28 protein-coding genes are annotated in these 26145 nt (G+C 62.8%); 9 read left to right on the top strand and 19 right to left on the bottom strand.

Annotated elements, in window-relative coordinates; translation table 11 throughout:
- Window positions 1–6 precede the first annotated feature (6 nt).
- Genes ilvD through MNBBLIKP_RS07015 form a run of 4 tightly spaced genes read left to right on the top strand, consistent with a single transcriptional unit; the run spans window position 7 to window position 4877 of the window.
- The gene (gene ilvD, locus MNBBLIKP_RS07000) at window positions 7–1854 is read left to right on the top strand and encodes a dihydroxy-acid dehydratase (RefSeq protein WP_088308856.1); all 1848 of its coding nucleotides are present in this window, start codon (window positions 7–9) and stop codon (window positions 1852–1854) included.
- Window positions 1855–1857: 3 nt separating this feature from the next.
- A complete protein-coding gene (locus tag MNBBLIKP_RS07005; protein ID WP_088308858.1) occupies window positions 1858–2220 on the top strand; it encodes a hypothetical protein in 363 nt (120 codons plus the stop codon).
- Window positions 2177–3601: an NAD(P)H-hydrate dehydratase gene (locus tag MNBBLIKP_RS07010; RefSeq protein ID WP_088308860.1), complete on the top strand. Its 1425-nt coding sequence runs from the start codon at window positions 2177–2179 to the stop codon at window positions 3599–3601. The genes MNBBLIKP_RS07005 and MNBBLIKP_RS07010 overlap by 44 nt, the downstream gene beginning before the upstream one ends.
- A 22-nt stretch (window positions 3602–3623) precedes the next feature.
- On the top strand, window positions 3624–4877 hold the full coding sequence (locus MNBBLIKP_RS07015; protein ID WP_088308862.1) for a class I SAM-dependent RNA methyltransferase: 1254 nt from the start codon (window positions 3624–3626) through the stop codon (window positions 4875–4877).
- 158 nt (window positions 4878–5035) lie between these two features.
- Here MNBBLIKP_RS07015 and MNBBLIKP_RS07020 read toward each other — a convergent pair whose 3' ends face one another.
- Complete coding sequence (locus tag MNBBLIKP_RS07020; RefSeq protein WP_088308864.1) at window positions 5036–5581, bottom strand: pseudouridine synthase; 546 nt, start codon at window positions 5579–5581, stop codon at window positions 5036–5038.
- Between the two features lie 751 nt (window positions 5582–6332).
- Complete coding sequence (locus MNBBLIKP_RS07025; protein ID WP_088308866.1) at window positions 6333–7556, bottom strand: argininosuccinate synthase; 1224 nt, start codon at window positions 7554–7556, stop codon at window positions 6333–6335.
- Window positions 7557–7630: 74 nt separating this feature from the next.
- Between MNBBLIKP_RS07025 and MNBBLIKP_RS07030 the strand changes: the two genes are divergently transcribed.
- Complete coding sequence (locus tag MNBBLIKP_RS07030; protein WP_088308868.1) at window positions 7631–8068, top strand: DUF1801 domain-containing protein; 438 nt, start codon at window positions 7631–7633, stop codon at window positions 8066–8068.
- A gap of 564 nt (window positions 8069–8632) precedes the next feature.
- Here the strand turns inward: MNBBLIKP_RS07030 and MNBBLIKP_RS07035 are convergent.
- The 6 genes from MNBBLIKP_RS07035 to MNBBLIKP_RS07055 form a co-directional block, all read right to left on the bottom strand.
- On the bottom strand, window positions 8633–9631 hold the full coding sequence (locus MNBBLIKP_RS07035) for an energy transducer TonB (RefSeq protein WP_088308870.1): 999 nt from the start codon (window positions 9629–9631) through the stop codon (window positions 8633–8635).
- A 510-nt stretch (window positions 9632–10141) separates the two neighbouring features.
- The gene (locus MNBBLIKP_RS17740) at window positions 10142–10573 is read right to left on the bottom strand and encodes a hypothetical protein (protein WP_140420542.1); all 432 of its coding nucleotides are present in this window, start codon (window positions 10571–10573) and stop codon (window positions 10142–10144) included.
- A complete protein-coding gene (locus MNBBLIKP_RS07040) occupies window positions 10573–11067 on the bottom strand; it encodes a hypothetical protein (RefSeq protein ID WP_140420543.1) in 495 nt (164 codons plus the stop codon). Before MNBBLIKP_RS07040 ends, MNBBLIKP_RS17740 begins: the two co-directional genes overlap by 1 nt.
- Window positions 11068–11221: 154 nt before the next feature.
- Window positions 11222–11503 (bottom strand): addiction module antidote protein, encoded by a 282-nt coding sequence (locus tag MNBBLIKP_RS07045; protein ID WP_088308874.1) that lies wholly within the window; start codon window positions 11501–11503, stop codon window positions 11222–11224.
- Between the two features lie 2 nt (window positions 11504–11505).
- Window positions 11506–11799 (bottom strand): type II toxin-antitoxin system RelE/ParE family toxin, encoded by a 294-nt coding sequence (locus tag MNBBLIKP_RS07050; RefSeq protein ID WP_088308876.1) that lies wholly within the window; start codon window positions 11797–11799, stop codon window positions 11506–11508.
- Window positions 11800–11871: 72 nt separating this feature from the next.
- Window positions 11872–13125 carry an SAM-dependent methyltransferase gene (locus MNBBLIKP_RS07055; RefSeq protein WP_088308878.1) on the bottom strand — a complete coding sequence of 418 codons (1254 nt, stop codon included), beginning with the start codon at window positions 13123–13125 and terminating at the stop codon, window positions 11872–11874.
- Between the two features lie 125 nt (window positions 13126–13250).
- Here MNBBLIKP_RS07055 and MNBBLIKP_RS07060 point away from each other — a divergent pair, with 125 nt between their 5' ends.
- The gene (locus tag MNBBLIKP_RS07060; RefSeq protein ID WP_088308880.1) at window positions 13251–15326 is read left to right on the top strand and encodes a S46 family peptidase; all 2076 of its coding nucleotides are present in this window, start codon (window positions 13251–13253) and stop codon (window positions 15324–15326) included.
- Window positions 15327–15369: 43 nt separating this feature from the next.
- On the opposite strand, the gene MNBBLIKP_RS07065 is transcribed toward MNBBLIKP_RS07060, so the two are convergent.
- From MNBBLIKP_RS07065 to MNBBLIKP_RS07075, 3 genes are all read right to left on the bottom strand, one after another.
- Window positions 15370–15960: a TMEM165/GDT1 family protein gene (locus tag MNBBLIKP_RS07065; protein WP_088308882.1), complete on the bottom strand. Its 591-nt coding sequence runs from the start codon at window positions 15958–15960 to the stop codon at window positions 15370–15372.
- A complete protein-coding gene (locus tag MNBBLIKP_RS07070; RefSeq protein WP_088308884.1) occupies window positions 15957–16709 on the bottom strand; it encodes an SDR family oxidoreductase in 753 nt (250 codons plus the stop codon). Before MNBBLIKP_RS07070 ends, MNBBLIKP_RS07065 begins: the two co-directional genes overlap by 4 nt.
- Before the next feature lie 163 nt (window positions 16710–16872).
- Window positions 16873–17235, bottom strand: a complete 363-nt coding sequence (locus MNBBLIKP_RS07075; RefSeq protein ID WP_088308886.1) for a glycine zipper 2TM domain-containing protein — start codon at window positions 17233–17235, stop codon at window positions 16873–16875.
- 185 nt (window positions 17236–17420) lie between these two features.
- Here MNBBLIKP_RS07075 and MNBBLIKP_RS07080 point away from each other — a divergent pair, with 185 nt between their 5' ends.
- On the top strand, window positions 17421–18257 hold the full coding sequence (locus MNBBLIKP_RS07080; protein ID WP_088308888.1) for a PhzF family phenazine biosynthesis protein: 837 nt from the start codon (window positions 17421–17423) through the stop codon (window positions 18255–18257).
- Between the two features lie 5 nt (window positions 18258–18262).
- On the opposite strand, the gene MNBBLIKP_RS07085 is transcribed toward MNBBLIKP_RS07080, so the two are convergent.
- From MNBBLIKP_RS07085 to MNBBLIKP_RS07120, 8 genes are all read right to left on the bottom strand, one after another.
- On the bottom strand, window positions 18263–18574 hold the full coding sequence (locus tag MNBBLIKP_RS07085; protein WP_088308890.1) for a hypothetical protein: 312 nt from the start codon (window positions 18572–18574) through the stop codon (window positions 18263–18265).
- 71 nt (window positions 18575–18645) lie between these two features.
- Complete coding sequence (gene rlmN / locus MNBBLIKP_RS07090) at window positions 18646–19908, bottom strand: 23S rRNA (adenine(2503)-C(2))-methyltransferase RlmN (RefSeq protein ID WP_088308892.1); 1263 nt, start codon at window positions 19906–19908, stop codon at window positions 18646–18648.
- A 35-nt stretch (window positions 19909–19943) separates the two neighbouring features.
- Complete coding sequence (locus tag MNBBLIKP_RS07095; RefSeq protein ID WP_088308894.1) at window positions 19944–20432, bottom strand: hypothetical protein; 489 nt, start codon at window positions 20430–20432, stop codon at window positions 19944–19946.
- Window positions 20433–20440: 8 nt separating this feature from the next.
- Entirely contained in the window at window positions 20441–20644 is a 204-nt protein-coding gene (locus MNBBLIKP_RS07100; protein ID WP_088308896.1) for a hypothetical protein, read from the bottom strand.
- A gap of 27 nt (window positions 20645–20671) precedes the next feature.
- Complete coding sequence (locus MNBBLIKP_RS07105; RefSeq protein WP_088308898.1) at window positions 20672–20896, bottom strand: hypothetical protein; 225 nt, start codon at window positions 20894–20896, stop codon at window positions 20672–20674.
- Entirely contained in the window at window positions 20893–21105 is a 213-nt protein-coding gene (locus MNBBLIKP_RS07110; RefSeq protein WP_088308900.1) for a hypothetical protein, read from the bottom strand. The genes MNBBLIKP_RS07105 and MNBBLIKP_RS07110 overlap by 4 nt, the downstream gene beginning before the upstream one ends.
- 120 nt (window positions 21106–21225) lie before the next feature.
- Entirely contained in the window at window positions 21226–21708 is a 483-nt protein-coding gene (locus MNBBLIKP_RS07115) for a GreA/GreB family elongation factor (protein WP_088308902.1), read from the bottom strand.
- The gene (locus tag MNBBLIKP_RS07120; RefSeq protein ID WP_088308904.1) at window positions 21705–23678 is read right to left on the bottom strand and encodes a lytic transglycosylase domain-containing protein; all 1974 of its coding nucleotides are present in this window, start codon (window positions 23676–23678) and stop codon (window positions 21705–21707) included. The genes MNBBLIKP_RS07115 and MNBBLIKP_RS07120 overlap by 4 nt, the downstream gene beginning before the upstream one ends.
- Window positions 23679–23753: 75 nt before the next feature.
- Between MNBBLIKP_RS07120 and dapA the strand changes: the two genes are divergently transcribed.
- Entirely contained in the window at window positions 23754–24635 is an 882-nt protein-coding gene (gene dapA, locus MNBBLIKP_RS07125) for a 4-hydroxy-tetrahydrodipicolinate synthase (RefSeq protein ID WP_088308948.1), read from the top strand.
- 85 nt (window positions 24636–24720) lie between these two features.
- Window positions 24721–26145: a methyl-accepting chemotaxis protein gene (locus MNBBLIKP_RS07130; RefSeq protein ID WP_088308906.1), complete on the top strand. Its 1425-nt coding sequence runs from the start codon at window positions 24721–24723 to the stop codon at window positions 26143–26145.

The following is a 26145-nucleotide window of genomic DNA, read 5'->3' on the forward strand; positions in this document are numbered from 1 at the left end:
CGTTCCATGCCCGCCTATCGTTCACGCACTTCCACCCATGGCCGCAACATGGCCGGTGCGCGGGGGTTGTGGCGGGCTACGGGGATGAAGGACGGTGATTTCGGCAAGCCGATCATTGCCGTGGTCAACAGCTTCACCCAGTTCGTGCCGGGCCACGTTCACCTGAAAGACCTGGGCCAGATGGTCGCGCGTGAGATTGAGGCGGCGGGCGGTGTGGCCAAGGAATTCAACACCATCGCCGTCGATGATGGGATCGCGATGGGCCACGATGGCATGCTTTATTCGCTGCCCAGCCGCGATCTGATTGCGGACAGCGTCGAATATATGGTCAACGCCCATTGCGCCGATGCGATGGTGTGCATTTCCAATTGCGACAAGATCACGCCGGGCATGCTGATGGCGGCGATGCGGATCAACATTCCGGTGGTGTTCGTATCTGGCGGGCCGATGGAAGCGGGAAAAGTGGTACTGAAGGGCAAGGAAGTCGCGCTCGACCTGATCGACGCGATGATCGCCGCGGCCGATGACAGCTATACCGACGAGGAAGTGCAGACGATCGAGCGTTCGGCCTGCCCGACCTGCGGTTCGTGCAGCGGCATGTTCACCGCCAATTCGATGAATTGCCTGACCGAGGCGCTGGGCCTGTCGCTGCCGGGCAACGGTTCGCAACTGGCCACCCATGCAGACCGCAAGGAGCTGTTCCTGGAAGCCGGGCGGCGCGTAGTCGATTTGTGCAAGCGGTACTATGAACAGGATGATGCCTCTGTCCTGCCGCGCAATATTGCCAGCTTCAAGGCGTTCGAAAATGCCATGAGCCTGGACATCGCAATGGGCGGATCGACCAACACCGTGCTGCACCTGCTCGCCGCCGCGCAGGAAGCCGGGATCGATTTCACCATGAAGGACATCGACCGGCTGAGCCGCCAGGTGCCGTGCCTGTCAAAGGTTGCCCCGGCCAAGAGCGACGTCCACATGGAAGACGTTCACCGCGCCGGCGGGATCATGTCGATCCTGGGTGAACTGGACCGTGCCGGGCTGCTCCACACCGATCTGCCCACTGTCCATGCGCCAACGCTGGGCGATGCGCTCAACAAGTGGGACCTGAAGCGCACCAACGATCCGGCGGTTCAGCATTTCTTCAAGGCCGCGCCCGGCGGCGTGCCGACACAGACCGCGTTCAGCCAGAACCGGCGCTGGGACGAGCTTGACCTTGACCGTGAAAACGGCGTGATCCGTTCAAAGGAACACGCCTTTAGCCAGGATGGCGGGCTGGCGGTGCTGTTCGGCAACATCGCGCTGGAAGGCTGCATCGTGAAGACCGCCGGGGTGGATGATTCGATCCTGAAGTTCAGCGGCCCGGCCAAGGTTTACGAAAGCCAGGATGCCGCCGTCACGGCGATCCTGACCGGGCAAGTCGAAGCCGGCGACGTGGTGGTGATCCGCTATGAAGGGCCCAAGGGCGGCCCGGGCATGCAGGAAATGCTCTATCCCACCAGCTACCTCAAATCGAAGGGGCTGGGCAAAGCCTGCGCGCTGCTGACCGACGGGCGCTTTTCGGGCGGTACCTCAGGCCTGTCGATTGGTCATGCCTCACCTGAAGCAGCCGAGGGCGGAGCGATCGGGCTGGTCGAAATGGGTGATCTGATCGAAATCGACATTCCGGGGCGCACGATCAACCTGGCCGTCAGCGATGCTGAACTGGCCCGCCGCCGCGCAGTGCAGGACGCCGCCGGATGGCAGCCAAAGGCCGAACGCAAGCGCGTGGTCAGCCAGGCACTGCAGGCCTATGCCGCCATGACCACCAGCGCTGCTCGCGGCGCGGTGCGGGATATTTCGCAGTTGAAGCGAGGATAACTGATGAATTCCAGACTGCCTGGCATCCTTGCCCTCTTCCTGCTCCTCGCCGCCTGCCAGCAGGCGAGTGATGCAACCGTGGCCGATGGCGAGGCGATCTATTGTGCGCTGGCCGGGGCGAAGGAATTCAAGCAGGATTGCACACTGGAACGCACGCAGATTGATGGCAAGGCGACCTATGTGATCCGCCACCCGGACGGCGCGTTCCACCGTCTGGTTGTAAGCGACGATGGCCAGAACCTGCTTGCGGCAGACGGGGCGGATGTAACCCAATCGGCGCGCAAGCAGGATCGCTATGAAGTGATCCTGGGGCAAGACCGTTATGTCGTGCCTGTGCAGGCACCGGCCAGTGCCAAGCCGCAGTAACCAGATCCTGACCGTGCGCCAGATGCGTGCGGGCGAAGAAGCGTTGATCGCGGCGGGAACCACGGTCGATCACCTGATGCAAGTGGCGGGACGCGGCGCGGCGGAATGGGTCTGGCGTGTGGCCGGACCGGGCAAGGTTACGGTGCTGTGCGGCCCGGGCAACAACGGCGGCGACGGCTATGTCATCGCCGAGGCGCTGCGTGAGCGGGGCGGCACAGTGCAGGTTATTGCCGCTTGCGATCCGGCCACGCCAGCGGCGCGGACCGCGCGGGCGCTTTATCAGGGTCAGATCTTGGGACCGGATGCGGCCGTGCGGGGCGCGGTGCTGGTTGATTGCCTGTTCGGCAGCGGCCTGACCCGCGCACTGACCGCCGAACACGCCGCATTGTTGCGCCGCCTCGCCGCCAGCCATGACAAGCGCATCGCGGTCGATCTGCCAAGCGGGATCGAGAGCGACAGCGGCGCTCCGCTTACGCCTGACTTGCCACAATGGGATCTGACCATTGCACTGGGGGCGTGGAAATCCGCGCATTTCCTGATGCCCGCCTGCGCGGCGATGGGCGCGCTGCGGTTGGTCGAGATTGGCGTGGAAGCAATCCCGGGCGCTGCGCAAGTGATCACACGCCCCGTGCTGAACACCCCGGCAGCCGATGCGCACAAGTACCGGCGCGGCCTGCTGGGCGTGATTGGCGGCGCGATGCCCGGCGCGGCCTTGCTCGCGGCGCGCGCGGCGCAGCATGGCGGGGCCGGCTATGTGAAGCTGCTGGGTGCGGCGGATTGGGCTCCCAGCGATCTGGTGGTCGATAGCGGCCCACTGGGAGCAGCCTTGCAGGACCGGCGCTGGTCCGCACTGCTGGTCGGGCCGGGGCTCGGCCGCTCCAAGACCGCGCGGGAGCAGCTTGAAACGGCGCTTGATGCGCAAGTCCCCACGGTGCTCGATGCCGATGCGCTGATGTTGTTTGGTGCGGTGATGGCGCAAGGCCATCAGGCTGGGCGGGTGCTGACCCCGCACGCCGGGGAGTTCGATGTGCTGGAGCGCGCGTTCAAGCTGTCTGGCCTGGGTAGCAAGCTTGACCGGGCGGTTGAACTAGCCGCCCATACCGGCGCGGTAGTGGTTGCCAAAGGTCCGGACACCGTGGTCACTGCGCCCGATGGACGGGTGGCACTGGCCCGGCGGGCATCGTCGTGGCTGTCCACGGCGGGAACTGGTGACGTTCTGGCCGGAACGATCGCCAGCCGCCTTGCCACGGGTGCTGATCCGTTCGAGGCGGCCTGTCAGGGCGTCTGGCTTCACAGCGAAGCCGCGCGGCTGTGTCCGCCTGCTTTCACGGCGGGACAGCTTGCGGAGGCGGTGCAGTGCGCCTACGCGGCCTGTCTGTGAACCCGGATTGGCCCAACCCTCAATGACCAAAGAACCCATCATCCGCATCGCCGCCAAGGGCGATGGCCTGACCGCGTCAGGGCGCTATGCCTGGGGCGCGGCGCCGGGGGATTTGCTGCTTGAGGACGGGACGCTGGAGCCCGGCCCGCACCATGTCACGCCGCCATGCCGCCATTTCGGCCGCTGCGGCGGGTGCCAGCTGCAGCAACTGGATGAAGAGAGTCTGGCCGGATTTGTCGAGGCGCGGGTCAGCAATGCTTCCACCTCGCAGGAACTGGGCGCGGAACTGATCGCGCCGCCACATCTTTCGCCCCCCGGCGCACGCCGCCGGGCTTCGTTGCGGGCGGAAAGCTCGCAAGGGCGAGTGGTGATCGGGTTTCGCGAGGCGAAGTCGCACCGGGTGGTGGAACTGGCCGAATGCCCGGTGATGCTGCCGGAAATGGCCGCAATTCTGGCTCCGCTGCGCAAGCTGCTGATCCGGTTGGGGCAGGATCAGGCCAAGCCGAAGGGCAAGGCCAAGGGCAAGCCCGGCAAGCACGCACATGCCAAACTGGCCGCCGATGTCGATCTGACCATGCTGGATCAGGGGCTCGATCTGGGTATCAAGGGCCTCAGCGCCGATGGCCTGACCGCCACCCAGGCACTGCTCGATTTCGCGGGCGAACACCGCCTCGCGCGGCTGACGATCGATGCGGGATACGGCCATGAAGTGGTGTGGGAACCCGAACCCGCGACCGTCACGCTCGCCGGGGTGGCCGTGCCGTTCCCGCCGGGATCGTTCCTGCAGGCGACGCTGGATGGAGAGGCCGCGCTGGTCGCTGCCGCGCGCGAGTGGCTGCAGGGCTGTGCCAGCGTGGCGGACCTGTTCTCAGGCCTCGGCACTTTCGCTTTCGCGCTGGCGGGTCCGGAGACCAAAGTGCTGGCGGTAGAGGCCGCGCGCGATGCACATCAGGCCTGCAGTGCCGCCGCCGGGCGTTCCGGCCTGCCGATCCACGCACTGCACCGCGACCTGTTCCGCAATCCGTTGCTGCCGGATGAGCTGAACCGTTTTGCCGGGGTCCTGCTCGATCCCCCCCGCGCCGGCGCGCGCGATCAGGTGGAGCGGATCGCGGACAGCACGGTGGAGCGCGTGGTCTATATCAGCTGCAATCCTTCCAGCTGGGCCCGCGATGCGCGGCTGCTGGTGGAGGCGGGCTATCGCCTGGCGGAGCTGCGCCCGGTCGGACAGTTCCGCTGGTCGACCCATGTGGAGCTGGCGAGTTTGTTTGTGCGGTAGGCCAAAACCCTCTCCATTTTTGGCGAATGCCACAAATGGGGAGGTGGCAGACGCCGCAGGCGGCTGACGGAGGGGTTTCCGCCGTGCCGCATTACCCCTCCGTCTCGCCTGCGGCGATCCACCTCCCCATTTGTCCCTGCGGGAAAAATGGGGAGGATCTAGTTTGCGGTAATCTCGCGCCATTCGCCCGGCGCCAGCCCATCGAGCGCCCAGTCCCCGATCTGCCAGCGGACCAGCCGTAGGGTGGGATGGCCCACAGCGGCGGTCATGCGGCGGACCTGGCGGTTCTTGCCTTCGCGCAGGGTCAGCTTGAGCCAGCTATCCGGCACGGTCTTGCGGAACCGCACCGGCGGATCGCGCGACCAGAGTTCGGGGGCGGGGATCAATTCGGCCTCGGCGGGGCGGGTCATCCCGTCCTTTAGCCGCACACCGCCGCGCAGGGCGGCCAGCGCGGCGGCGTCCGGTTCGCCTTCCACTTGCACCAGATAGGTCTTGGGCAGCTTGAACCGGGGAACGGCGATCCGGGCCTGCAAGCGTCCGTCGTCGGTCAGCAGCAACAGCCCCTCACTGTCGGTATCGAGCCGCCCGGCGGGATAGACCCCCGGCACCGGCACATATTGCGCCAGCGTCGGCTTGTCCGAACCGTCCGCGCTGAACTGGCACAGCACGCCATGGGGTTTGTTGAGCAGGATGAGGCGGGCCATGATTGCGTGCCTATCCGCTACGGCCCAAAAAGCAAATGGGGCCGACGTTTCCGCCAGCCCCACGCTACGCCATTACTGCCTCCGACCGACTTGGGCGATCGCTGTTCCGGCGTTCCATCCTGCCTGCCACTGTGATGCTACCTGAGCACCTCGCGTACCATCGCACCGTGAGTGCTACCGCATCGTGATGCTCATCGCATCGGGCTGGCCGATCTCTGTCCGGGGTTCCCGAAAGAACCGGCTTTCATCGTCCGGATGCCGTTTCCGGCGTCCGGTCCCGTCAGGTGTTGGTCCGGACCTTGCGGCCTTTCCCATCACCTGGCGGTTCCGTGACCACGCCACTGCTGCTGTCTGCGAACTTTCGTTCCGCTGCGCCGAAACGCGGCTTTCCCATCGTTCGTTCCAGCCACTGTGCCGTGACCAACCAGCCTCGCACCTCTCACTGCATCTGCGGTTCGCCAGATTTGGTCCGAAGACTTTCTGAGGCGTGTTTTCCGATACTGCTGCGGGCATCGCTGCCGGTATCTTGACGTCTCGGTTTTCCCTATCTGTTTCAGTGGTTTCCCACTTCATCTTCAAGTTCGGTATCAGCGTCTCGATGACTTGAAGCTGCGCCCCGAAACCGAGTCTGGCAAGCACGCGCAGGCCGACTTATCCACAGATCGCCATCTTGGCGGTGGATAAGTCGGGTCAAGCGGTGGACAATATCGGAAGATGCCGTCATTCGGCGCGGTTTCCCGCCAGAATCAGGTCAGAAATTGCGGCGGTCACGTGTGGCCAGCAACCGCAGGCGCAGCGCATTGAGCTTGATGAAGCCCGCCGCGTCCTTCTGGTCATAGGCGCCGGCATCGTCCTCAAAGGTCACGTGGCGTTCGGAATAGAGCGAGTTGGGGCTCTTGCGGCCAACCACGCTTGCCATACCCTTGTACAGCTTGAGCCGCACAGTGCCCGAAACCTTGGCCTGGCTGTGATCGATCGCAGCCTGCAGCATTTCACGCTCGGGCGCGAACCAGAAGCCGTTGTAGATCAGCTCGGCATATTTCGGCATCAGCTCATCTTTCAGATGGGCCGCCCCGCGATCGAGCGTGATCTGTTCGATCCCCCGGTGCGCGCGGGCATAGATCTCGCCGCCCGGCGTTTCGTACATCCCGCGGCTCTTCATCCCGACAAAGCGGTTCTCGACCAGATCGAGCCGCCCGATCCCGTGCTTCTTGCCCAGCGCGTTGAGCTCGGTCAGCAGGGTCGCCGGGCTCATCGCCGTGCCGTTCAGCGCAACGCCATCGCCCTTTTCAAAGTCGATGGTGATGTATTCGGGAGTGTCCGGCGCCTTCTCGGGGTTATCGGTGCGCGAATAGACGTAGTCCGGGGTTTCCTGCCACGGGTCTTCCAGCACTTTGCCTTCGCTGCTGGTGTGCAGCAGGTTGGCGTCGGTAGAGAAGGGCGCTTCGCCGCGCTTGTCGTTCGGCACGGGGATCTGGTGCTGTTCGGCCCAGGCGATCAGCGCGGTGCGGCTGGTCAGGTCCCATTCGCGCCACGGTGCGATCACCTTGATTTCGGGGGCGAGGGCATAGGCGCTCAGCTCGAACCGCACCTGATCGTTGCCCTTGCCGGTCGCGCCGTGGGCGATCGCATCGGCCCCGGTTTCGCGGGCGATCTCGATCAGCCGCTTGGAAATCAGCGGCCGGGCGATGCTGGTGCCGAGCAGATAGTCGCCTTCATACCGGGCGTTGGCGCGCATCATCGGGAAGACGAAATCGCGCACGAATTCCTCGCGCATGTCATCGATATAGATGTGCTCATCCGGCACGCCCATCAGCTTGGCCTTGGCGCGGGCGGGTTCCAGTTCTTCACCCTGGCCCAGATCGGCGGTGAAGGTCACCACTTCGCAGCCATAGGTAACCTGCAGCCACTTGAGGATGACCGAAGTATCGAGGCCGCCGGAGTAGGCGAGGACGACTTTCTTGATATCCGACATGGGCTGGTTTTCCGCTGGATTGACGTTAGGATTCGACGCGCGCCCTAGGGCAACCGCGAACCGGAGGCAAGCCGATGGCAAAGGCCGAAGCCAAGACCAAGCCCAGTGACAACAGCGTGGCCGAATTCATCGCCGCCGTGCCGGAGGAGCGCCGCCGCGAGGAAGCCGCGGCGGTCGATGCCTTGCACCGGCGCGTGACCGGGTGCGCGCCGCAGATGTGGGGCCCCTCGATCATCGGCTATGGCAGCTATCACTACCGGTATGACAGCGGCCGCGAAGGCACCATGTGCCGCGCCGGGTTCTCACCGCGCAAGGCGGCGATGACCGTGTACCTGATGGGCAATTACTGTGACCGGCAGGCCGAAGTGGACGATCTGTTCGCACGGCTGGGCAAGCACAGCACCGGCAAGAGCTGCCTCTATATCAAGCGGCTGGCCGATGTGGATCTGGCGGTGCTGGAACGGCTGGTGGAAATCAGCTGGGAAGTGATGAACGCGAAGTACCCGGATTGACCCGGCAACAGCGGCCTTCGCTGCAAGGCCTGGCGGGCTTGCACAGTTGTCCGGGTTGACACGCAACAGGGCCGGAATTCCTGTGACTTTAGGGCCCTCCCGTTCCGGCTTAAACTGCTGCAAACAAATTGAATATGTGATTTTCAAACCGGCTTTCCGACGCCCGGATCTGTGAACTTCCATTTCCGCAGCGTCACGCTCCGCGTGTCAGGCTTGCACGCCCCGGCCTGCCGCCTTGGCAGGGGTGCGATCCCGATGTCGACAATGTCAAAGAAGCTGCGCGCGATTCGCCGCCAGCCGCGTGCAGGATGACAGTTCGGCGGCGTGTAGGAAAATGGTTTGCGGGGCCGGCGGACCTGCGCACCGGCCATCCCAGTTCCCGCGTCATACGAACAGGGTTCACGTAGAGGCCGCAGAGTAAAAACAGCGGCGCAGAGATGCCGGGCATGCGGCACTGTCGTTTCGTCCATCCCTGGCCCACACAACCACGCCTATGGGTAAGGATGCTGCACCCACAGTGCGGAACAACCCCTCTGCGCCTCGCTTGTGCCCCCACAAGCTCCTTCAGTTCCGCACGGGGAAGGCAGAGTAATTCGGCACGTATGGGGCGAGGGTGACACTGGCAGTGTGTCCAGGCACCATTTCGCGTTTTCGGGTTTTGGCGAAGGCTTGGCAGATATCGTCCGAAAGTGGGGTTACAATGCGCTTTCCCGCCATTGATGCCTGGCAATAGACACCGCCCAGAAATGCATAATCGAACGCCAGATCGATTTGCGGTCCGCCTCGCTCGGTCAGCGTGACCGGCATGCGAAACCAGTCACTGAAGCGCCAGTGAACCGGCTGATAGAAGTAAAAAGCCGCCGCCCTGTCGCTTCTGTCCCGCGCCGGGATAAAGGACTTGCGGGCGAACAGCTTGCAGGCAGCGCGGTCCAGCCGGGCATAGCCCGAAGTCTTGACCGGTGTGCACGCGGCAAGCTGGCCCTTTGCCGTAATGTGCAGCCGCACAATACTGGTGCCAGCCTGCTTTGCCCGCACGGCGGACGCGGGGATGCGATTGAGAATATCGGGCAGATCGATCGGGCTGGCCAGACGCGGCAAACTGGCGAACCGTTCTTGCGGGGTTGGCGGCAACGGCGGCAGGGCGTGCTTGACCAGAGTGATGGCATTGTCGCCATGGCGCACTCCGAATGCCGCGACCTGGTTGCGGTACCAATAGATATGTCCGAGGTGGTTGCCGAGCAGCGCACGCCCTTGCGCATCCTGCGGCACGGCATAGCGGGCACGCTCGCGCAGCAGATCGCAGGTCAGCCGTGCAAAACGGCTCGACCCATCATCGTCGAGCAGAAATTCGTCCGCTGCGAAGCAGTTCCGGATCTTGCCATCTTGCCCCACAACCATCCGGTATCTGACATGACCGCGCGCATCGGCTGGAGCATCGGCGGGAAAGTCCGCATTGGAAACCCAGCCGAACGGATCGGAAAGCGGGTTGGCGAAGGGTTGCTCTTCGCCGAACGCCGGACTGCCGATCATCACACAGCTGCAAAACAGAAGGGTCCGCTTCATCGGCCAAGAGATATGCGATCTTGTTTATCATTGGCCTAACGGCGGGGCTGATCAGGGTGGCGGTGCCATCCGTGAATGGGGCTGAAAGTTTGGCGGGTAAGGGCATCTCAGCGCAACCGGGAAGCGCGCACCGGCCATCCCAATCCCCGCGTCATGAGAACAGGGTTCACGCAGAGGCCGCAGAGAAGAAGCAGAGGCGCAGAGATGCCGGGCATGCGGCACTGTCGTTTCTTCCATTCCCCGCCGCGCCAAAACCGCACCCATGGATAAGGAAGCTGAGCTACAGTCCAGAACAAGCCCTCTGCGCCGCTCTTCTGCCTCTGCGTGAATCCTAAATTCCGGAGCTTTCGGGTGACGCGGCGCGAGCCGGTGTGGCTTGGCCCAGGCGATGCAGTTTAGGGGTTTACGGACCTGTCACCGTAATTCTCCGTAATTCTCTGTCACCGTAATTCTAGTTCACCTGTCGCCGTAATTCTAATTGACGAATTGAGCGCGCTACGACCGTTATGACTAGATTCTCCTAGCGAAGTCACCGATTTCAGCATCCTCAAATGGTTCGTCTACGGTACGATTACCCTCCTCGATCTCTTCGACTGGCGGTGCCCCAAGGCCAGCAATCCGAAATGGATTGTTTCGAGTGACAATCTTTTTAATTCCAGGTAGTTGCCGAGTATCAATTGATTTGATTGTGCAAAACCTATCTTGTAAGTGCACAACCTTACCGCGCCCTCTAATTATTTCAAGAATGCCGAGGGATTCTCCTGTTTCAGGATCAGTTATTTCTTGTCCCAGTCCATAAATCAAAAATTTTTGAACGCTTTGTATTCCGTCATCACGTCCAACATTTAAGACTATGTGAAAATCGTCGATAATCGCAGCCACTCTAATCGCTTTTGCTTGGTTAATTATTTCTAATGAGTTATTGCTTCCTGAATCGGGCATCACGAAGCCCTCCAATCCTGCGCGGGTTTGACAATAATGTCTGAAAGCTTCAATTTAGTTAGTTGAGCCATTATGTCTTCATTGTCGTCGTAAAACTTCTCTACTACTTGAATTTGAATCAATCTATTGGCTTGGATATTGGAAACAATGCCAAGTGCCAGGGGGCGTTCGTAGTCGCCATCTTTTTGATAAATATTTAGCCTCGCACCGTAGCCTATCCATTCCTCTGGCTCGCAGATAATTATTGAATTATTTTCTATAACTGCTCTAATCTTAGGAAGTTTGAAGTGGTGCGTTTTTGTGTCATAGACTAACCATATTAGAAAAAATATAAAAGTGAGGTACAAGACATTCATAAGAACAAATGACCAGTACTCCGCTCTAAATTTCTCACCACCTATTGTTAGCAGGAAACCGCCAATCGCGACAAAAGCGAGAAGCGACCCGAGGAGCGGTTTGCCAAAATGCGTGTATGGATTTTGATTATCTACCACAGCGCCTCCAGCAAACTGTTTCGTAAAATCTGCTATGCCTTTAGAAAGGTGTCAAGTCTTGGACGAGACTAAGCCCAGTTACTGGTTCAGATATTTTGCACGTGAGGCATGCTTATTCAACTCTCAACCCTATATGCAGGCATACAAGTCCGCCTCACGCCGCCACAGCCAGCCTCACCCCGAGTGCCCGCGTCACCTTCAACAAGGTGTCCAGCGTCGGGTTGCCGTTCTCCCCGAACGCCTTGTAGAGTGCCTCGCGGGAGATGCCGGTTTCGCGGGACAATGCGGTCATGCCGCGCGCGCGGGCGACGGTGTTGAAGGCGTGGCGGATCAGGGCGGGGTCACCATCTTCGAACGCCGCTTCAAGATAGTGCCGAATGTCGGAATCAGAGCCGAGAAATTCGGCTGCATCCCAGACTTTGGTGGAAATGCTCATGGCTACTCCAGTTCTTCGGTCATGCGGATTGCAGCGGCGATGTCCGCGTTTTGGCTCTTCTTGTCGCCTCCGCACAACAGGATCACGATCTCTCCTGCGCGTTCGGTAAAATAGACCCGGTAACCGGGGCCGTAATCGACTTTCATTTCGCGCACCCCATTGGTCAGGTTGCGGTGCTGGCCGGGATTGCCCAGAGCCAATCGGTCGATCCGAATGGCAATCCGTGCAACTGCCGCCCGATCCCGCAAGCCCTTGAGCCATGCAGCGAAAGTGTCGGTGCGAATGACGGTTTTCACATGGGGTGTGTAATTCAGATTACGGAATGTGTCAACTTTGGATTACAGGTGGTAGTACGTCCGGCCCGCCACCTATCCCCCCAAATGCCACTCCGGCGCCTGATCCAGGGCTGACAGCCTTGCCGCCTCCGCGCTGATGTAATCCCGAGTCATTGGCACGGCGCTGCGGCGTTTTACGCTTTGGATATGGAAGTTGACCATGCCGCCGTGGCGGAAGCTTTGCTCCGCTCCCGCGAGGTAGAATTGCCACATCCGGAACAGGCGCGAGTCGTAGAGCGCGGTAATCTCTGCCTCGTGCAGGGTGGTGCGGCGATACCATTCGGCCAGGGTGTAGGCGTAGTGATAGCGCAGCACTTCGATGTCCGCGATCTCCCAGCGGTTGCGTTCCAGTGCCGAAACCAGTTCGCTCATCGCCGGGATGTAGCCGCCGGGGAAGATGTATTTGCGGGTCCACTTGTCGGTCGTCCCCGGCGGGCCGGTGCGGCCGATGGTGTGGGTCAGCATGATCCCGTCGTCGGCCAGCAATTCGTTGGTCTTGGCAAAATACTCGCCAAAATGCGGCGCGCCGACGTGTTCGATCATGCCGACGCTGGTGATCCGGTCGAACTCGCCCTGAACATCGCGGTAGTCGATCAGCTGGAATTTGACCTTGTCGGCCACCCCAGCCGCCTCGGCACGTTCATTGGCGAAGCGGACCTGATCCGGGGCGAGGCTGACGCCCAGCACCTCGCAGCCGAAATGGCGGTTGAGGTAAAGGCCAAGCCCGCCCCAGCCGCAACCAATGTCGAGCAGGCGCATGCCCGGTTCCAGCCGCAGCTTGGCCGCGATCAGCGCCTGCTTGTCAATCTGCGCGCGTTCCAGCGTGTTCGCCGGATCCTTGTAATAGGCCATGGTATATTGGCGGTCTTCATCAAGGAACAGCTCATAGAACTGGCGGGTCAGGTCATAGTGGTGGACCACATTCTTGCTGGCCTTGGCGCGCAGGTTGACCTGATCGGCCTTGAACGCCAGCCAGTCCACCGCGCGCTTGGCCTTGCTGGGCGGCTTGACGCTCGCTCCGGGGCGGTTGGCATTGCCCATGACCAGCAGCACCATGTCGCGAATGTCATGCGGTGGTTCGACCACCAGCCGCCCGTCCATATAGGCCTCACCCGCGCCAACCCGGGGATCGCGCGCGATGTGCAGTGCGGCGCCTTTGTCAGTCAGGCGGATCCGCACCGGATCGGCGGCAGGATCGCCGAAACTGTATTGCTTGCCGTCATGATCGGTCACCAGCAACTGACCGTTGCGGACCAGCGCCGAGAGCATCCTGGAAAGTAACCACATGGCGTGGAGACTAGGGCCGCGACCACTGCTGGCAAGGGCAAAGTCGCGCTGTCCATCTTGCCAATCCCGCAGCCTGCCGCCAGTAACGGCACAGCAAACCCATTTGACCCTGTGGAGAGACCCCGATGACCCTGCGCCGCCTGCTGCTGTCCAGCGCCCTTGTTGCCACGCCTCTGGCCATGCCGGGCGCGGCCTTTGCCGATGAGGGCATGTGGACCTTTGACGGATTTCCGGCGGCCCGGATGCAAAAGGACTATGGCTGGTCGCCCGATTCTGCCTGGCTCGACAAGGTCCGCAGCGCGGCGGTGCGGCTGACCGGCGGGTGCTCGGCCAGCTTCGTTTCGCCTGAAGGGCTGATCCTGACCAACCACCATTGCGTGGTCGATTGCGCGCAGAACCTGTCGACCGCCGACAAGGATCTGGTTGCCAATGGCTTTGTTGCGGATACCCGCAGCAAGGAAACCAAGTGCCCCGGGCAGCAAGCCGAAGTGGTCACCGCGATCACTGACGTGACTGACAAGGTCAAGGGTGCGATCGGCAGCGAAACCGGGCAGGCGCTGGTCAAGGCGCGCGACGGGGCGATCGCCAATCTCGAAAGCCTGAGCTGCCCCGATACCAAGCTGACCCGCTGCCAGGTGGTGACGCTGTTCGGCGGCGGACAGTACAAGCTGTACCAGTACCGCAAGTATTCCGACGTGCGGTTGGTCTGGGCCCCGGAATTCCAGGCCGCGTTCTTTGGCGGTGATCCGGATAATTTCAACTATCCGCGCTATGCCCTCGATGCTTCGTTCCTGCGCGCTTATGAAGATGGCAAGCCGGTCAAGGTGGCGAGTTTTCTGAAATGGAATCCGCGCGCGCCCCAGCCGGGCGAGGCGACTTTCGTGGTCGGCAATCCCGGTTCGACCCAGCGGCTGTTCACGAGCGACCAGTTGGCGTTCCAGCGTGAGGTGTCGCTGCCGATCACCCTGGCGATCTATTCCGAACTGCGCGGCCGCGTGATCACGGCGATGGAGCAAAGCGAGGCGAAAAAGCGTGAGGGCGGGGACACCCTGTTCGGGATCGAGAACAGCCTGAAGGTGTTCATCGGCCGCCAGCAGGCGCTGAACAGCCCGGCCTTCACCGCCAAGCTGGCCGCTGCCGAAGCCGACCTCAAGGCCAAAAGCGCGGGCAACGCGGCGCTGGGCAATCCCTGGGGCGATGTGGCGAAAGCAGTCAGCGCCTACCGCGAGGTCTATCTACCCTATCGCTTCATGGTGCCGACCAGCGACCTTTATGATTATGCCGAAACGCTGGTCCGCGCTGCGGAAGAGCGCGGCAAGCCCAATGCCGAGCGGCTGCCGGGTTACACCGATTCCAGCCTGCCGCTGACCGAAAAGCAGCTGCTGGATGAACGCCCGATCTACCCCTGGCTCGAACAACTCAAACTGGGTTGGTCGTTTTCCAAGGCGCGCGAATATCTGGGAGCGGATGACGCAGATACCCGGCTGATCCTGGGCAAGGAATCGCCCGAAGGCCTCGCCGCGCGGCTGGTCGCTGGCAGCAAGCTGGCCGATCCGGCGGTGCGCAAGGCGCTGTGGGAAGGCGGCAAGGCGGCGATCGAAGCCTCTGACGATCCGCTGATCCAATACGCCCGCAAGGTCGATCCGCGTGAGCGTGAGCTGAAGAAGCTGGTCGATGAGCGCTACACCGGCCCGCTTGCCAGCGCCGGAGCCAAGCTGACCCAGGCGCGGTTCGCGGCCTATGGCGACACGCAGTACCCGGATGCGACGTTCACGCTGCGGATCAGCTATGGCAAAGTCGCGGGCTGGAAGGAACGCGGCGCGGATGTGACCCCGGTCACCACCCTTGGCGGCGCCTTTGACCGCGCAACCGGCAATGAGCCGTTCAATCTCGCCAAGAGCTTTGCCGCGAACGAGGCAAGGATCAACAAGGCGACGGCCTATGACTTTGTCACCACCAATGACATCATCGGCGGCAATTCGGGTTCACCGGTGGTGGCCAGGGACGGCTCGGTGATCGGTGCGGCGTTTGATGGCAACATCCATTCGCTGGGTGGCAACTATGGCTATGAGTCTGACGTCAACCGCACCGTGGTGGTCAGCTCTGCAGCGGTGCACGAAGCGCTGACCAATATTTACCCGGCTCCCGCGCTGGTAAAGGAACTGGCCGGGAAGGGCGGCAAGGGCGGCAAAGGGAAGTAGGTGCCGTGAAGCCCCCCTCCCGCTTGCGGGAGGGGGGAACGGGCTACCCCAGCCAGCCCAGAATTTGCGCCAGCTGCCACAACCCCAGCACCAGAAACAGCAGCGCTGCGGCCATGCGGGTGGCGTTCAGGCTGACCCGCTTGACCAGTTCCTCGCCCAGGAACACTGCCGGGCCATTCGCCAGCATCATGCCCAAAGTCGTCCCTGCCGCGACCACCAGCACGTTGTGATACTGCGCGCCCAGGGCAATTGTGGCGATCTGGGTCTTGTCGCCCATTTCGACCAGAAAAAAACTGACCAGCGTGGTCAGGAACGCCCCGCCGCGGTGCTTGAAGCCTTCCTCGTCATCATCCAGCTTGTCGGGCACCAGGGTCCAGGCGGCCATCGCGATGAAGCCCAGCGCAACGGCAATGCGGAACCATGGCGCGTCCAGCAGTCCGGCCACTTCCTGCCCGACCAGTGCGGCAAGGGCATGATTGGCCATGGTGGCCACGAGAATGCCGGCCAGGATCTGCCACGGCGCTCGCAGCCGTGCGGCCAGGACAATGGCAAGCAGCATGGTCTTGTCGCCGATTTCGGCGAGGGCGACCACGGAGGTGGATGCGAAAAAAGCGCTGAGCAGGGAGGGAATCATTGCCGCGCGAGGTAGAGCACGTCGCGCGGCTGTGCCAGCAGATGTTGGCCGCTGTCGATGTAAAGCGTTTCACCGCTCGCCAGCCAGCCTTGCGACAGCCACAACGCCGCATCAGCCAGTTCACGCGGAGCAGTCAACCGTTGCAGCAGGTTCATCCGCCCGCTGGTCTCATGCTCATGCTCGGCCTGATCGAAGCTGGGCAGCATCGCCCCGGGGGCCAGACCATAAATGCGGTCGTCCGCTCGGTCCTGTGCCATGGCGAGCATTTTTACCGTGGCTGCCAGCGCGTGTTTGGCCATGGTGTAGCTGAAGAAATCGGGGTTGGGGTTACGCAGTTTCATGTCGAGGAACTGCACCACCCGGCGGCCTCCGCTGGCGCGGGCTGTGGCCAGATAGCGCTGGCTCATCCGGGCTGGGGTTTCGGCATTGACGGTGATCGCCTCGGCGAAAATCGCCGGATCGATCGCCTGCGCGGTATCGAGCTGGAACACGGCGGCACAGTTGACCAGCATCCGCCAATCGCCCAGCCGCGCGGCCAGATCGTCGATCATCGCCAATGCAGCGTCACCATCCAGCAGGTCGCACAGCACCGTTTCGGCAGAAGGCAGGCTGGCAGCCAGTTCGGCGGCGGCGTCGGGGGAGTGACCTGCGTGGATCACCACGTGCCATCCGGCAGCGGCAAAAGCGCGGGTCAATTCCGCGCCGATGCGCTTGGCGCCGCCGGTGATAAGAACTGCGGGTCGGGACATCACCCGGGTCCATGCGGGCGATGTCCCGATTTCGTCAAGCGATTAGCTGTGTCAGGCAGACCATATCCAGCTAACCAACCTCCGGTCGAGACACCGGGCGCAGCATTTCGACTTCGCTCGATGCGAACGGGAAGTGGGGATCAATTTGACTCCGACGCGCGGTTCATCGGCAGCGGGATGAACCCTTGCCCAGTTCGTTGCCGATCAGCGCCCCGGCGGCAGCACCCAGGATTGTGCCGGGCGCGCGGTCGCCGCGGGTGTCGATCGAGCGGCCGACCAGCGCACCGGCAACCCCGCCGATCAGCAGGCCGACCGTGCCATCACCCCGGCGGCAGTAATTGCGCCCATCGTCCCCGCGCCAGTAACGGATGCCGTTATCAGTGCGGTAATAGCGGCGGTCATCGTCATGAAAGCGGTCATGGTGGCGATTGCCATGCGCCGGGGCCCAGCGCGGCGGATCGGCGGCAACGGGCATGGCGGGCAGGGCGGTGACCGCGATCAGAGCGGCCAGGACAGTCTTGTTCATGCGCTGTCTCCTTCTTTGCAGGTTGGAAAACGTGACCACAGACTGGCCCGCGCACCCCAACCGCAGATGAACGCAGCGACGAACCGTGCAGGGCCAAGACAAGCCGCCCTTGCCGCGCGGCAAAGTGAGACCATTTGCACGACGAGCCGATCCGGCTAGCACTGCCGCCCAAGGAGAATCGCACAATGCAGCTCGATCTGGTTGACGTTTTCGGTGCGCGCGCTTTTGCCGGAAACCCGCTGGGGGTGGTCCACGGGGCTGAAGGCCTGAGCGATGCGGCGATGCTGCAACTGACCCGCTGGCTGGGTTTTTCGGAAACGACCTTTCTGTTGCCGCCAACCGATCCGGCGGCGGATTACCGTGTGCGGATATTCTATCCGGCGGGCGAATTGCCCTTTGCCGGGCACCCGACGCTGGGCACTGCCCACGCCTGGCTGCGATCCGGCGGGGTTCCGCAAGTGGCGGGAACGATCTTGCAGCAATGCGGGGTTGGTCTGGTCGAGGTGCGGCAGGACGGCGATCTGCTCGCTTTCAAGGCTCCGCCAATGGCCCGCACCGGGCCGCTGAGCGCAGAGGATTTGGCGGAAGCCTTGCGCGTGACTGGCGCCACTCCCGATGCAGTGGTTGAAGCGGTGCATGTTGCCAACGGCCCGAAGTGGCAGCTGCTGCGGCTGCGTTCGGTGGCGGATGTACTGGCGGCGGAACCTGCAGCCAAAGCCCCGCTCGGCACCGATATCGGCCTGTGTGCGCCCGGTGAGAATGGGTTGGATTGGGAACTGCGTGCTTTCTTTGCCAACGGGGTTGGCTCGATCTGCGAGGATCCGGTTACCGGCAGTCTAAACGCTGGTGTTGCCTGCCACTTGTTCGCCAGTGGACTGGCGCAAGGCAGCTACCTGGCAGGACAAGGCCAGAAGGTCGGCGCAGATGGGCGCGTTCATTGCCGGATTGACGCCAACGGCGCGGTCTGGATCGGCGGCCGGGTTGATACGATCGCGGCGGGGGCAGCGCTGCCCGCGCTTTGACGTGCTTACTTGGCCTTCTTCTTGCCCTTGGCGGCTTTCTCCGCTTCGGCAGCGGCGATGGCTTCATCGCTTGACCAGGCGTTAAGCTTGGGCTTGTCCGAAGCTGCGGCCACAGGGGCGGGTTTGGCCTTTTTCTTGCTCTTGGCGGCGGCTTCGGCCTCGGCGGCTTCGATTGCGGAATCCTTCGACCAGGGATTGGGTTTGGTCGAAGCCGCAACTGCCTTTCCGCCGTCCTTGGCCGGTTCGGTAGCGGCTTTGCCCGAACAGCCCATCAGGGCCAGGCTCACCAGTCCAAGTGCCAGCATTGAACGCTTCATGGGAATCGCACCTCCTGTTGGCCGAATCCCTAGGCGTCAAATGTCTAATAAGTGGTAATTCGCCGCTCCGTTCAGCCCAGCGCGGCCTGCTTTTCCTCGGCCAGCCGGTCAAGTTCGGCGCGGCTGAGTTTTTGCGCGGTGGTCTTTAGCTGGCCACAGGCAGCATCGATGTCGCGCCCGCGCGGGGTCCGAACCGGGGCGCTGATGCCCGCTTCGAACACGATTTCCGAAAAGCGCCGCACCCGTTCGGGCGTGGAGCATTCGTAAATCGCGCCGGGCCAGGGGTTGAACGGGATCAGGTTGACCTTGGCGGGCAGTTTGTACTGCTTGATCAGCCGCACCAGCTCGCGCGCGTCGGCGTCGCTGTCGTTCTTGTCCTTGAGCATGACATATTCGAACGTGATCCGCCGCGCATTGCTGGCGCCGGGATAGTCGGCGCAGGCCTGGAGCAGTTCCTCCAGCCCGTACTTGCGGTTGATCGGGACGATTTCGTCCCGCACTTCCTTGCTGACCGCATGGAGCGATACCGCAAGGTTGACGCCGATTTCCTCGCCCGCGCGGGCCATCATCGGCACCACGCCGCTGGTGGACAGGGTGATGCGCCGCTTGGACAGCGCCAGCCCGTCACCATCCATCACCAGCTTCAGCGCATCGCGGACATTGTCGAAATTGTAGAGCGGTTCGCCCATGCCCATCATCACGATGTTGGTCAGCAGGCGTCCGTCGGCGGAATAGCCGCCATCATCGTCCACCAGATCGTCGCCCAGCGCCGCCAGATCGGCCTGCCCCGCACGCGGCCATTCGCCCAGCGCGTCGCGTGCCAGCATGACCTGGCCAACGATCTCGCCGGGGGTGAGGTTGCGCACCAGCCGCATCGTCCCGGTGTGGCAGAACCGGCAATTGAGCGTGCAGCCGACCTGGCTGGAAACACACAGCGTGCCGCGGTCCGCATCGGGGATGAAGACCATTTCGTATTCCTGATCGTCGGCGGTCTTCAGCAGCCATTTGCGCGTGCCGTCGCTGGAATGCTGTGACAGGACCACTTCGGGCCGCCCGATTACAAATCGTTCGCTGAGCCACGGGCGCATGGTCTTGGCGATGTCGGTCATCGCTTCAAACTCGGTCACGCCGCGGTGGTAGAGCCAGTGGAACAGTTGCTTGGCGCGCAGCTTGGAAGCCTTGGCATCCAGCCCGGCTTCGGACAGCAATTCGGCGATACGCTGGCGGGGCAGGCCCAGCAGGTCGATCCGCCCGTCGCTGCGCGGCGTGATGTCACGCGGGGTGGGGACCGGATCGATATTGCCGGGGATCTGCATGATGGGGGTATGGGACATAGGGCGGCGCATATAGGCTGACCGCCCCGGAAAAGCTAGCGCGCCCCCGCGCAGCCGACCATTGCCGCGTCAATCGCGGTTGCCGCGCCCTTGAGATCCCAGGTATTGGAGAAGCCCCGTCCATCGGCCCCGCGTGCGCTGACGGTCATTTCGCTGGCCGAACGCATTGCCGCTACGATCGCCGCGTCGCCGCGTGGGTCAGGGGCCCAGGCGTCTCCGCCGCCGCCAGTCAGACCGATCCGCTGGTTTCCGATTTGCAGGCTGATCGGTGCGCCGGGCTGCAGTTTGCGTGACAGGCGAAAGTGAACCTGCCCGCGCACGTTCTGCTTTGGCCAGAAAGCGACATCGGCATAGGGCTGAAAATCCCGCTGCATGGTGCTGGGCGCTGCCATGGCCAAGGCATAGCAACGCGGTACCTGCGCATCCTTGAATGCGCCCCATTGCCCGAACATGCCCAGGCTGTCCCGCGCAGCGAGCGGGGCAGCCACAAGGCCGACAAGCAGAAGCATCCGGTGCAGTTTCATTACGGGGTCTATTCCCCGATCAGGTCCAGATAGGCAACCACATCGTTGTCGGTGGCGATGAACAGGCCTTCCTGCACTTCCTGTGGCTGTTGTTCGGCCAGCCGCAAGGCTTCCAGCAGCGGGCCGTACATCAAGGTATTGGCGGCCCCGCCTTCGGGGCCGCCATCAAGGTGGTAGAGCCGGACGGTCGCGTGGTCATTGGTGGTGCGCATGACGCGCAGTCATATCAGGAACCGGGCTTACCAGGAACTGGGCGCGCGGTAAAAGGCGAAGCGTTTTACCTTTTGCTTGATCAGGAAGCTTTTGAACTTCACCCTGGCTTCATCGGCGCCTTCGCTGGTCTTGCAGACCAGGTGGGTTCCGGCGCCGGGCAAAGGTTCGATCGCGCTGATCGCGATCCCGGCCTTCTGGCAGCGTTCGGTTACGTCGTCCTGATCGAGCAGGATGTTCATCGCGCGGCTCATGGCTGGATCTCCGGGGCAGGTGTGGATGCGCGGCCAAGGACGGCCCATTGCGGTGCAGCGCTGGCGCCCAGGGCGTCCTGCATTCCTGCAATTGTGCGGGCCATGCCTTGCGCCGTGGTCAGGTGCACTGCGCGGGCCTGAAGGCCGCGGGTGCGCGCTGCGCGGATCAGCAGCAACTGGTGATCGTGATAAAGGGCGTTAAGGTCCATCGGCAGCTCCGTTCAGCAAGCGGGAGCACAACCGGGTCTCTCAGCCACGCGAATGCACAGGAGATTGCGCGTGGTGACGCCTATATGGTGACTTTTCGCAGAATTGTAAGCCCTGATCGGCTATTCGGGATAGCTGATTGCCAGCACTTCCCATTCCTTTTCCCCGCCGGGCAGGTTCACCTTGCGCAGATCCCCCAGACCTGCACCGCGCAATGCTCGGGCCATTGGCGCGCTCCAGCCGATCCGGCCCTCCGAGGCATCCTGTTCGTCATCACCCACCAGGGTAACGATGCGGCGGTTGTCATCCTCGTCAGCGATGCTCACGCTCGCGCCAAACCAGGCGCGGCTGCGATCCTGCTGCTGCGCAGGATCGATCACCCGGCAGGCTTTCATCCGCCGGGCGAGGTGCGCCAGCTCGCGGTCAATCTCGCGCATGCGTTTGCGGCCATAGAGGTAATCGCCGTTCTCGCTGCGATCGCCATTGCCCGCCGCCCAGCTGACGATTTCGACAATCGCCGGTCGTTCGGTGCCCAGCAAGTGATCGTAACGCGCCCGCAGCGCGGCCATGCCCGCAGGGGTGATCGGCGGTCCCTCCTGGCTCATCCCGGGGTGCGCTTGCCCAATACCTGGCTAAGCGGATTGGCCCCACGGAACCGGGCCTTGGCCGGGTGCATCGCTTCATAGACCACGACGTTTTCGGTGACGCGCTGCACGTAGCCGCGGGTTTCGGAAAGCGGGATCTTTTCGATCCAGTCGATCCAGTCGATCCCGCCATTCCGCGGATCGCCATAGGCGCGCAGCCACTTGTTCACATTGCCGGGCCCCGCATTGTAACCCGCGATGGCAAGCGGCCAGCTACCGCCGTAATAGTCCAGCAGCCAGTTGATATAGCTGTTGCCCAGGGTCAGGTTATAACCGGCGTCCTGCGTCAGGGCAGCCATGTTCCATTGCAGCCCGACCTTGGCCGATTCGGCCCGCGCCGTGCCCGGCATCAACTGCATCAGTCCGCGCGCGCCGGCGTGGCTGATTGCGTTCATCGCGAACTGGCTTTCCTGCCGGGAAATTGCATGGATCATGGTCCAGTTGCCGCCCGGGGGGATCGGGATCAGCGGAAAGCTGGTGCGGCGATAGGTGCCGTGTCCATCGACATGCGCGGCCTGGCCCAGGATCACGCCCAGATCACGCCGCCCCAGTTCACGCGCCAGATCGGTGACCATCACGTGATCGGCCTCGGTGCTGGCCTGATCGGCAATTTCGCGGAAGAACCGCACGGCAGTGGGCCAGTCGCTTTCGCGGGCCACTTCGCGCACTGCCTGGGTCAGGGGCAGCGCGTTGAACGCCTCGCGCTCACTGCGGGTTGGAACGATTGCAGGCGTGCTGTCCAGCGCTGGCAGGGCCCGGCCCAGACGTTCCAGCGCCAGCATGCCATAGAATTGGTCGGGATAGGCCGCCGCGAGCTCGAAATAGCGATTGGCTTCCTTGGTGTTGCCCGCGCGCACCATGGCACGACCAGCCCAGTAGAACCCTTTGCTACGGGTCTGCGGCGTGCGGGCGGCGGCGCCATAACGCCAGAATAGCGGCGCAGCCTGATCGCCCCGGCCCAGCCCGCTTAGCGCCATGTTCCCGCCCAGCCACATCAGCGAGGTATAATCGTCGCGGATCTGAAAGCTTTGGCGCGAAACGTCGGTGCCGGGGGCAAAGGCATCGTCAACCATCGCCGCGATCCGCACCGCACTCGCCGCGTCGCTCTTGCGGGCCACCGTGAGCAGCTCAGCAATCCATTTGCGCACATCAAGTGGGGGCTTGGCCAGCTGGGGGCGGGTTGCGTGGAGATAGATTGCAGCAGAGCTTTGCCCCGAATTGCGCAAATAGCGTGACCGGGCATAGACATAGCCCGCGTCCTTTGCGGCATCGGCAGCGGGCACAATCCCGGCGCCTGCAGGGTCACTGCCGTTGGCCATGCCCAGCCGCGCCAGAAAGCCCATCCGTGTCGCTGCAGAGACATAGGCGATCTGGCGCTCTGCCTGTGCGGTTGCCCCGGCCCACAGCAAGGCATCCATTCGCGCATCATGATCGGCCATGGTCAGCGTGGGAGCGAGCCGGGCGAACAGCGTGGCTTCGGACACGTCGCTCATCGCCCCGCCGCGCCATGCCTCAAGCGCAGTCTGCGCCGCCTGCGGACGGCCCATGGCATAGAGCGCGGCCGCATACTGCGCGCGGGCAGCGTTGGTTACCGGCGGAAAGCGATCGAAAAATGCGGTCACACGGGCCGGTTCCGCCGCCTCTCGCGAAAGGGCGGTTTCCGCCTTGATCCGCATTTTCGGTTCTTCCGGAAAGCCCGGATAGGTCAGCAGAAAACCGGCGTAATCGGCAAAGTTCAGGCTGTCAGTGGCGCTCAGCTGCTTCCAGCGCGCGACGCCCAGCACCATGTCGCCAGCCGGCTTGCCCACCAGCACGGCACGCGCATGGTCCCATTCGCTGCCGTCCGCGCCGTCCTGAGCCCTGGCGCAACCCGGCAACAAAGCCAGTGTAAGCAGCGGGATAGCAAATGTGATGCGCAACATGCTGGACATTGTCGGCAAAGGCTCCTTATCAGGCGCTGAACGTAACAGCACCCCGCCTATGGGGCATTAGCAAAGGTCATGTCCATGTTCTCCGGTTCAATTCCGGCTCTGGTGACTCCTTTCCGCGACGGAGCGTTTGACGAGAAAGCCTTTCGCCGCCTGGTTGATTGGCAGATCCTGAACGGATCGGCGGCGCTGGTCCCTTGCGGCACCACCGGCGAAGCAAGCACGCTGTCCAATGCTGAACACCACCGGGTCATCGAAGTTTGCATCGAGCAGGCGGCGGGCCGGGTGCCGATCATTGCCGGGTGCGGATCGAACGATACGATGAACGCGCGGCTCCACCTCAACTTTTCGAAGAAGAGCGGGGCGCGCGCCGGGCTGTGCGTGGCGCCTTATTACAACCGTCCCAGTCAGGAAGGGCTGATTGCCCATTTCAGCTTTCTGGCCGAAAACACCGATCTGCCGATTGTGCTCTACAACGTGCCGGGCCGGACGGTGACCGACCTGAAGCCTGAAACGGTGATCGAACTGGTCCGGCGCTATCCCAAGACTTTCGTGGCGATCAAGGACGCGAGCGGCGATCTGTCGCGCGTGACCGATCACCGCATGGGGATTGCGCGCGATTGGTGCATGCTGTGCGGCGATGATGAGCTGGCCTTGCCGTTCAACGCCGCTGGCGGGGTTGGCTGCATTTCGGTGACGGCCAATGTCGCGCCGCGGCTGTGTGCCGATTTCCAGCAGGCCTGTGCCGAAAACAACCTGGAAAAGGCGCGCGAACTGAACGACAAGCTCTATCCGCTGCACTACGCGATGTTTGACGATGCCTCACCCGGGCCGGTCAAGTATGCGCTCAGCCGGGTGCATGACTGGATCGGTGATGAATTGCGCCTGCCGCTGGTGCCGTGCAACGCCGAAGCACGCAAGGCCGTGGATGCCGCGCTGGAACATGCCGGTCTGGTCTAGGTGAATTTACAAAGTCCGCTGCGAACCGGACTGCAAGGCGCAAATCCTTAATCCTCCCGCAACCATGAAACGGGAGTAAGCGCATATGATCGGCAGCGGCAGTCAGGCAGCCATTTCAGAACGGCTGAATTTCATCGAGTTCGGCGATGCCGACCGTGCCGCCTTGCGCGGGATGAAGCCTATCCTGGACAAGGCGATGGGGCCTGCGCTGGACCGGTTCTATGCCCGGATTCGCAGCAATCCGGAAACCGGTCATTTTTTTCGCGACGATACCCATGTTGGCCGCGCCAAGGGTGCGCAGGCCAGTCACTGGTCGGTGATTGCCGAGGCAAACTTTGATGAAAGCTACGTCAACCGGGTTCAGACCATCGGCCGCACCCACGCCCGGATCGGGCTGGAGCCGCGCTGGTACGTCGCGGGCTATTCGCTGGTCGCGCAGAACCTCGTCACCGAACTTATCGAACAGCGCCGGTTTACCCCGCGGCGCAAATTGGCGCAGGAAGTAAGCGCGCTGATCAAGGCGATCCTGCTCGACATCGAAATCTCTGTTTCGGTCTATCAGGAGACTACCGACGAAACGATCGTCAGCAGTTTCGGCACAGCGCTTTCCGAACTGGCGCAGGGCAATCTGACTTATCGCCTGAGCGATGTTTCAAGCCGTTTTGCGCAGCTCCAGAACCACTTCAACCAGGCTGCCGAACAGCTCGAATTCAGCCTGAGCGGCGTGGCCCGGACCGCCGGAACAGTTCGAATCGCGGCCGAGGAAATTGCCAGCGCCGCGAACGATCTGGGCCTGCGGACTGAACGGCAAGCCGGTTCGCTTGAAGAAGCCGCCGCTTCGATGCGTGAGGTCAACGATTCGGTTCAGGCCAGCGCCCGCGGTTCGGCAGAGGTCCACACGGCAGTCGGGCTGACCCAGCAGGAAGTTACCGAAGGCCAGCGGGTGGTCACCAGCGCGCTGGAAGCCATGCAGGCGATCGAGCGGTCATCTCAGGAAGTGTCAAAGATCATCGAACTGATCGATGGAATCGCTTTCCAGACGAACCTGCTTGCACTCAATGCCGGGGTCGAGGCTGCCCGGGCCGGTGATGCCGGCAAAGGCTTTGCCGTGGTGGCTACCGAAGTGCGGGCGCTTGCCCAGCGCAGCGCCGACGCCGCCGGGGACATCAAGCAACTGATCGTATCCAGCGGCGAAAAAGTGGGTGAGGGCGTGTCGCTGGTGGGTGCGACGAGCGAGACGCTGAGCCGGATTGTCGAGCGGGTCAATGACGTGAGCGGTCACATCGACGCGATCCGTAAAGCCAGCGAACGGCAGGCAAGCAGTCTTGCGCAGGTCAGCAACACGGTTTCGGAAATGGACCGTTCAACCCAGCAGAACGCGGCCATGGTCGAACAATCCAGTGCTGCCGCACGAAGTCTGGCTGATGAGGCATCGGCGCTTAACGGCCTGGTCGAACGGTTCCGGACGGGGGGCGGTGCTGGCGGGATCGCATTTGCGCGGGCCGCCTGA

Origin of the sequence: Novosphingobium sp. B 225, assembly GCF_002198665.1 — a bacterium.
In the GTDB taxonomy this organism is placed as follows: domain Bacteria; phylum Pseudomonadota; class Alphaproteobacteria; order Sphingomonadales; family Sphingomonadaceae; genus Novosphingobium.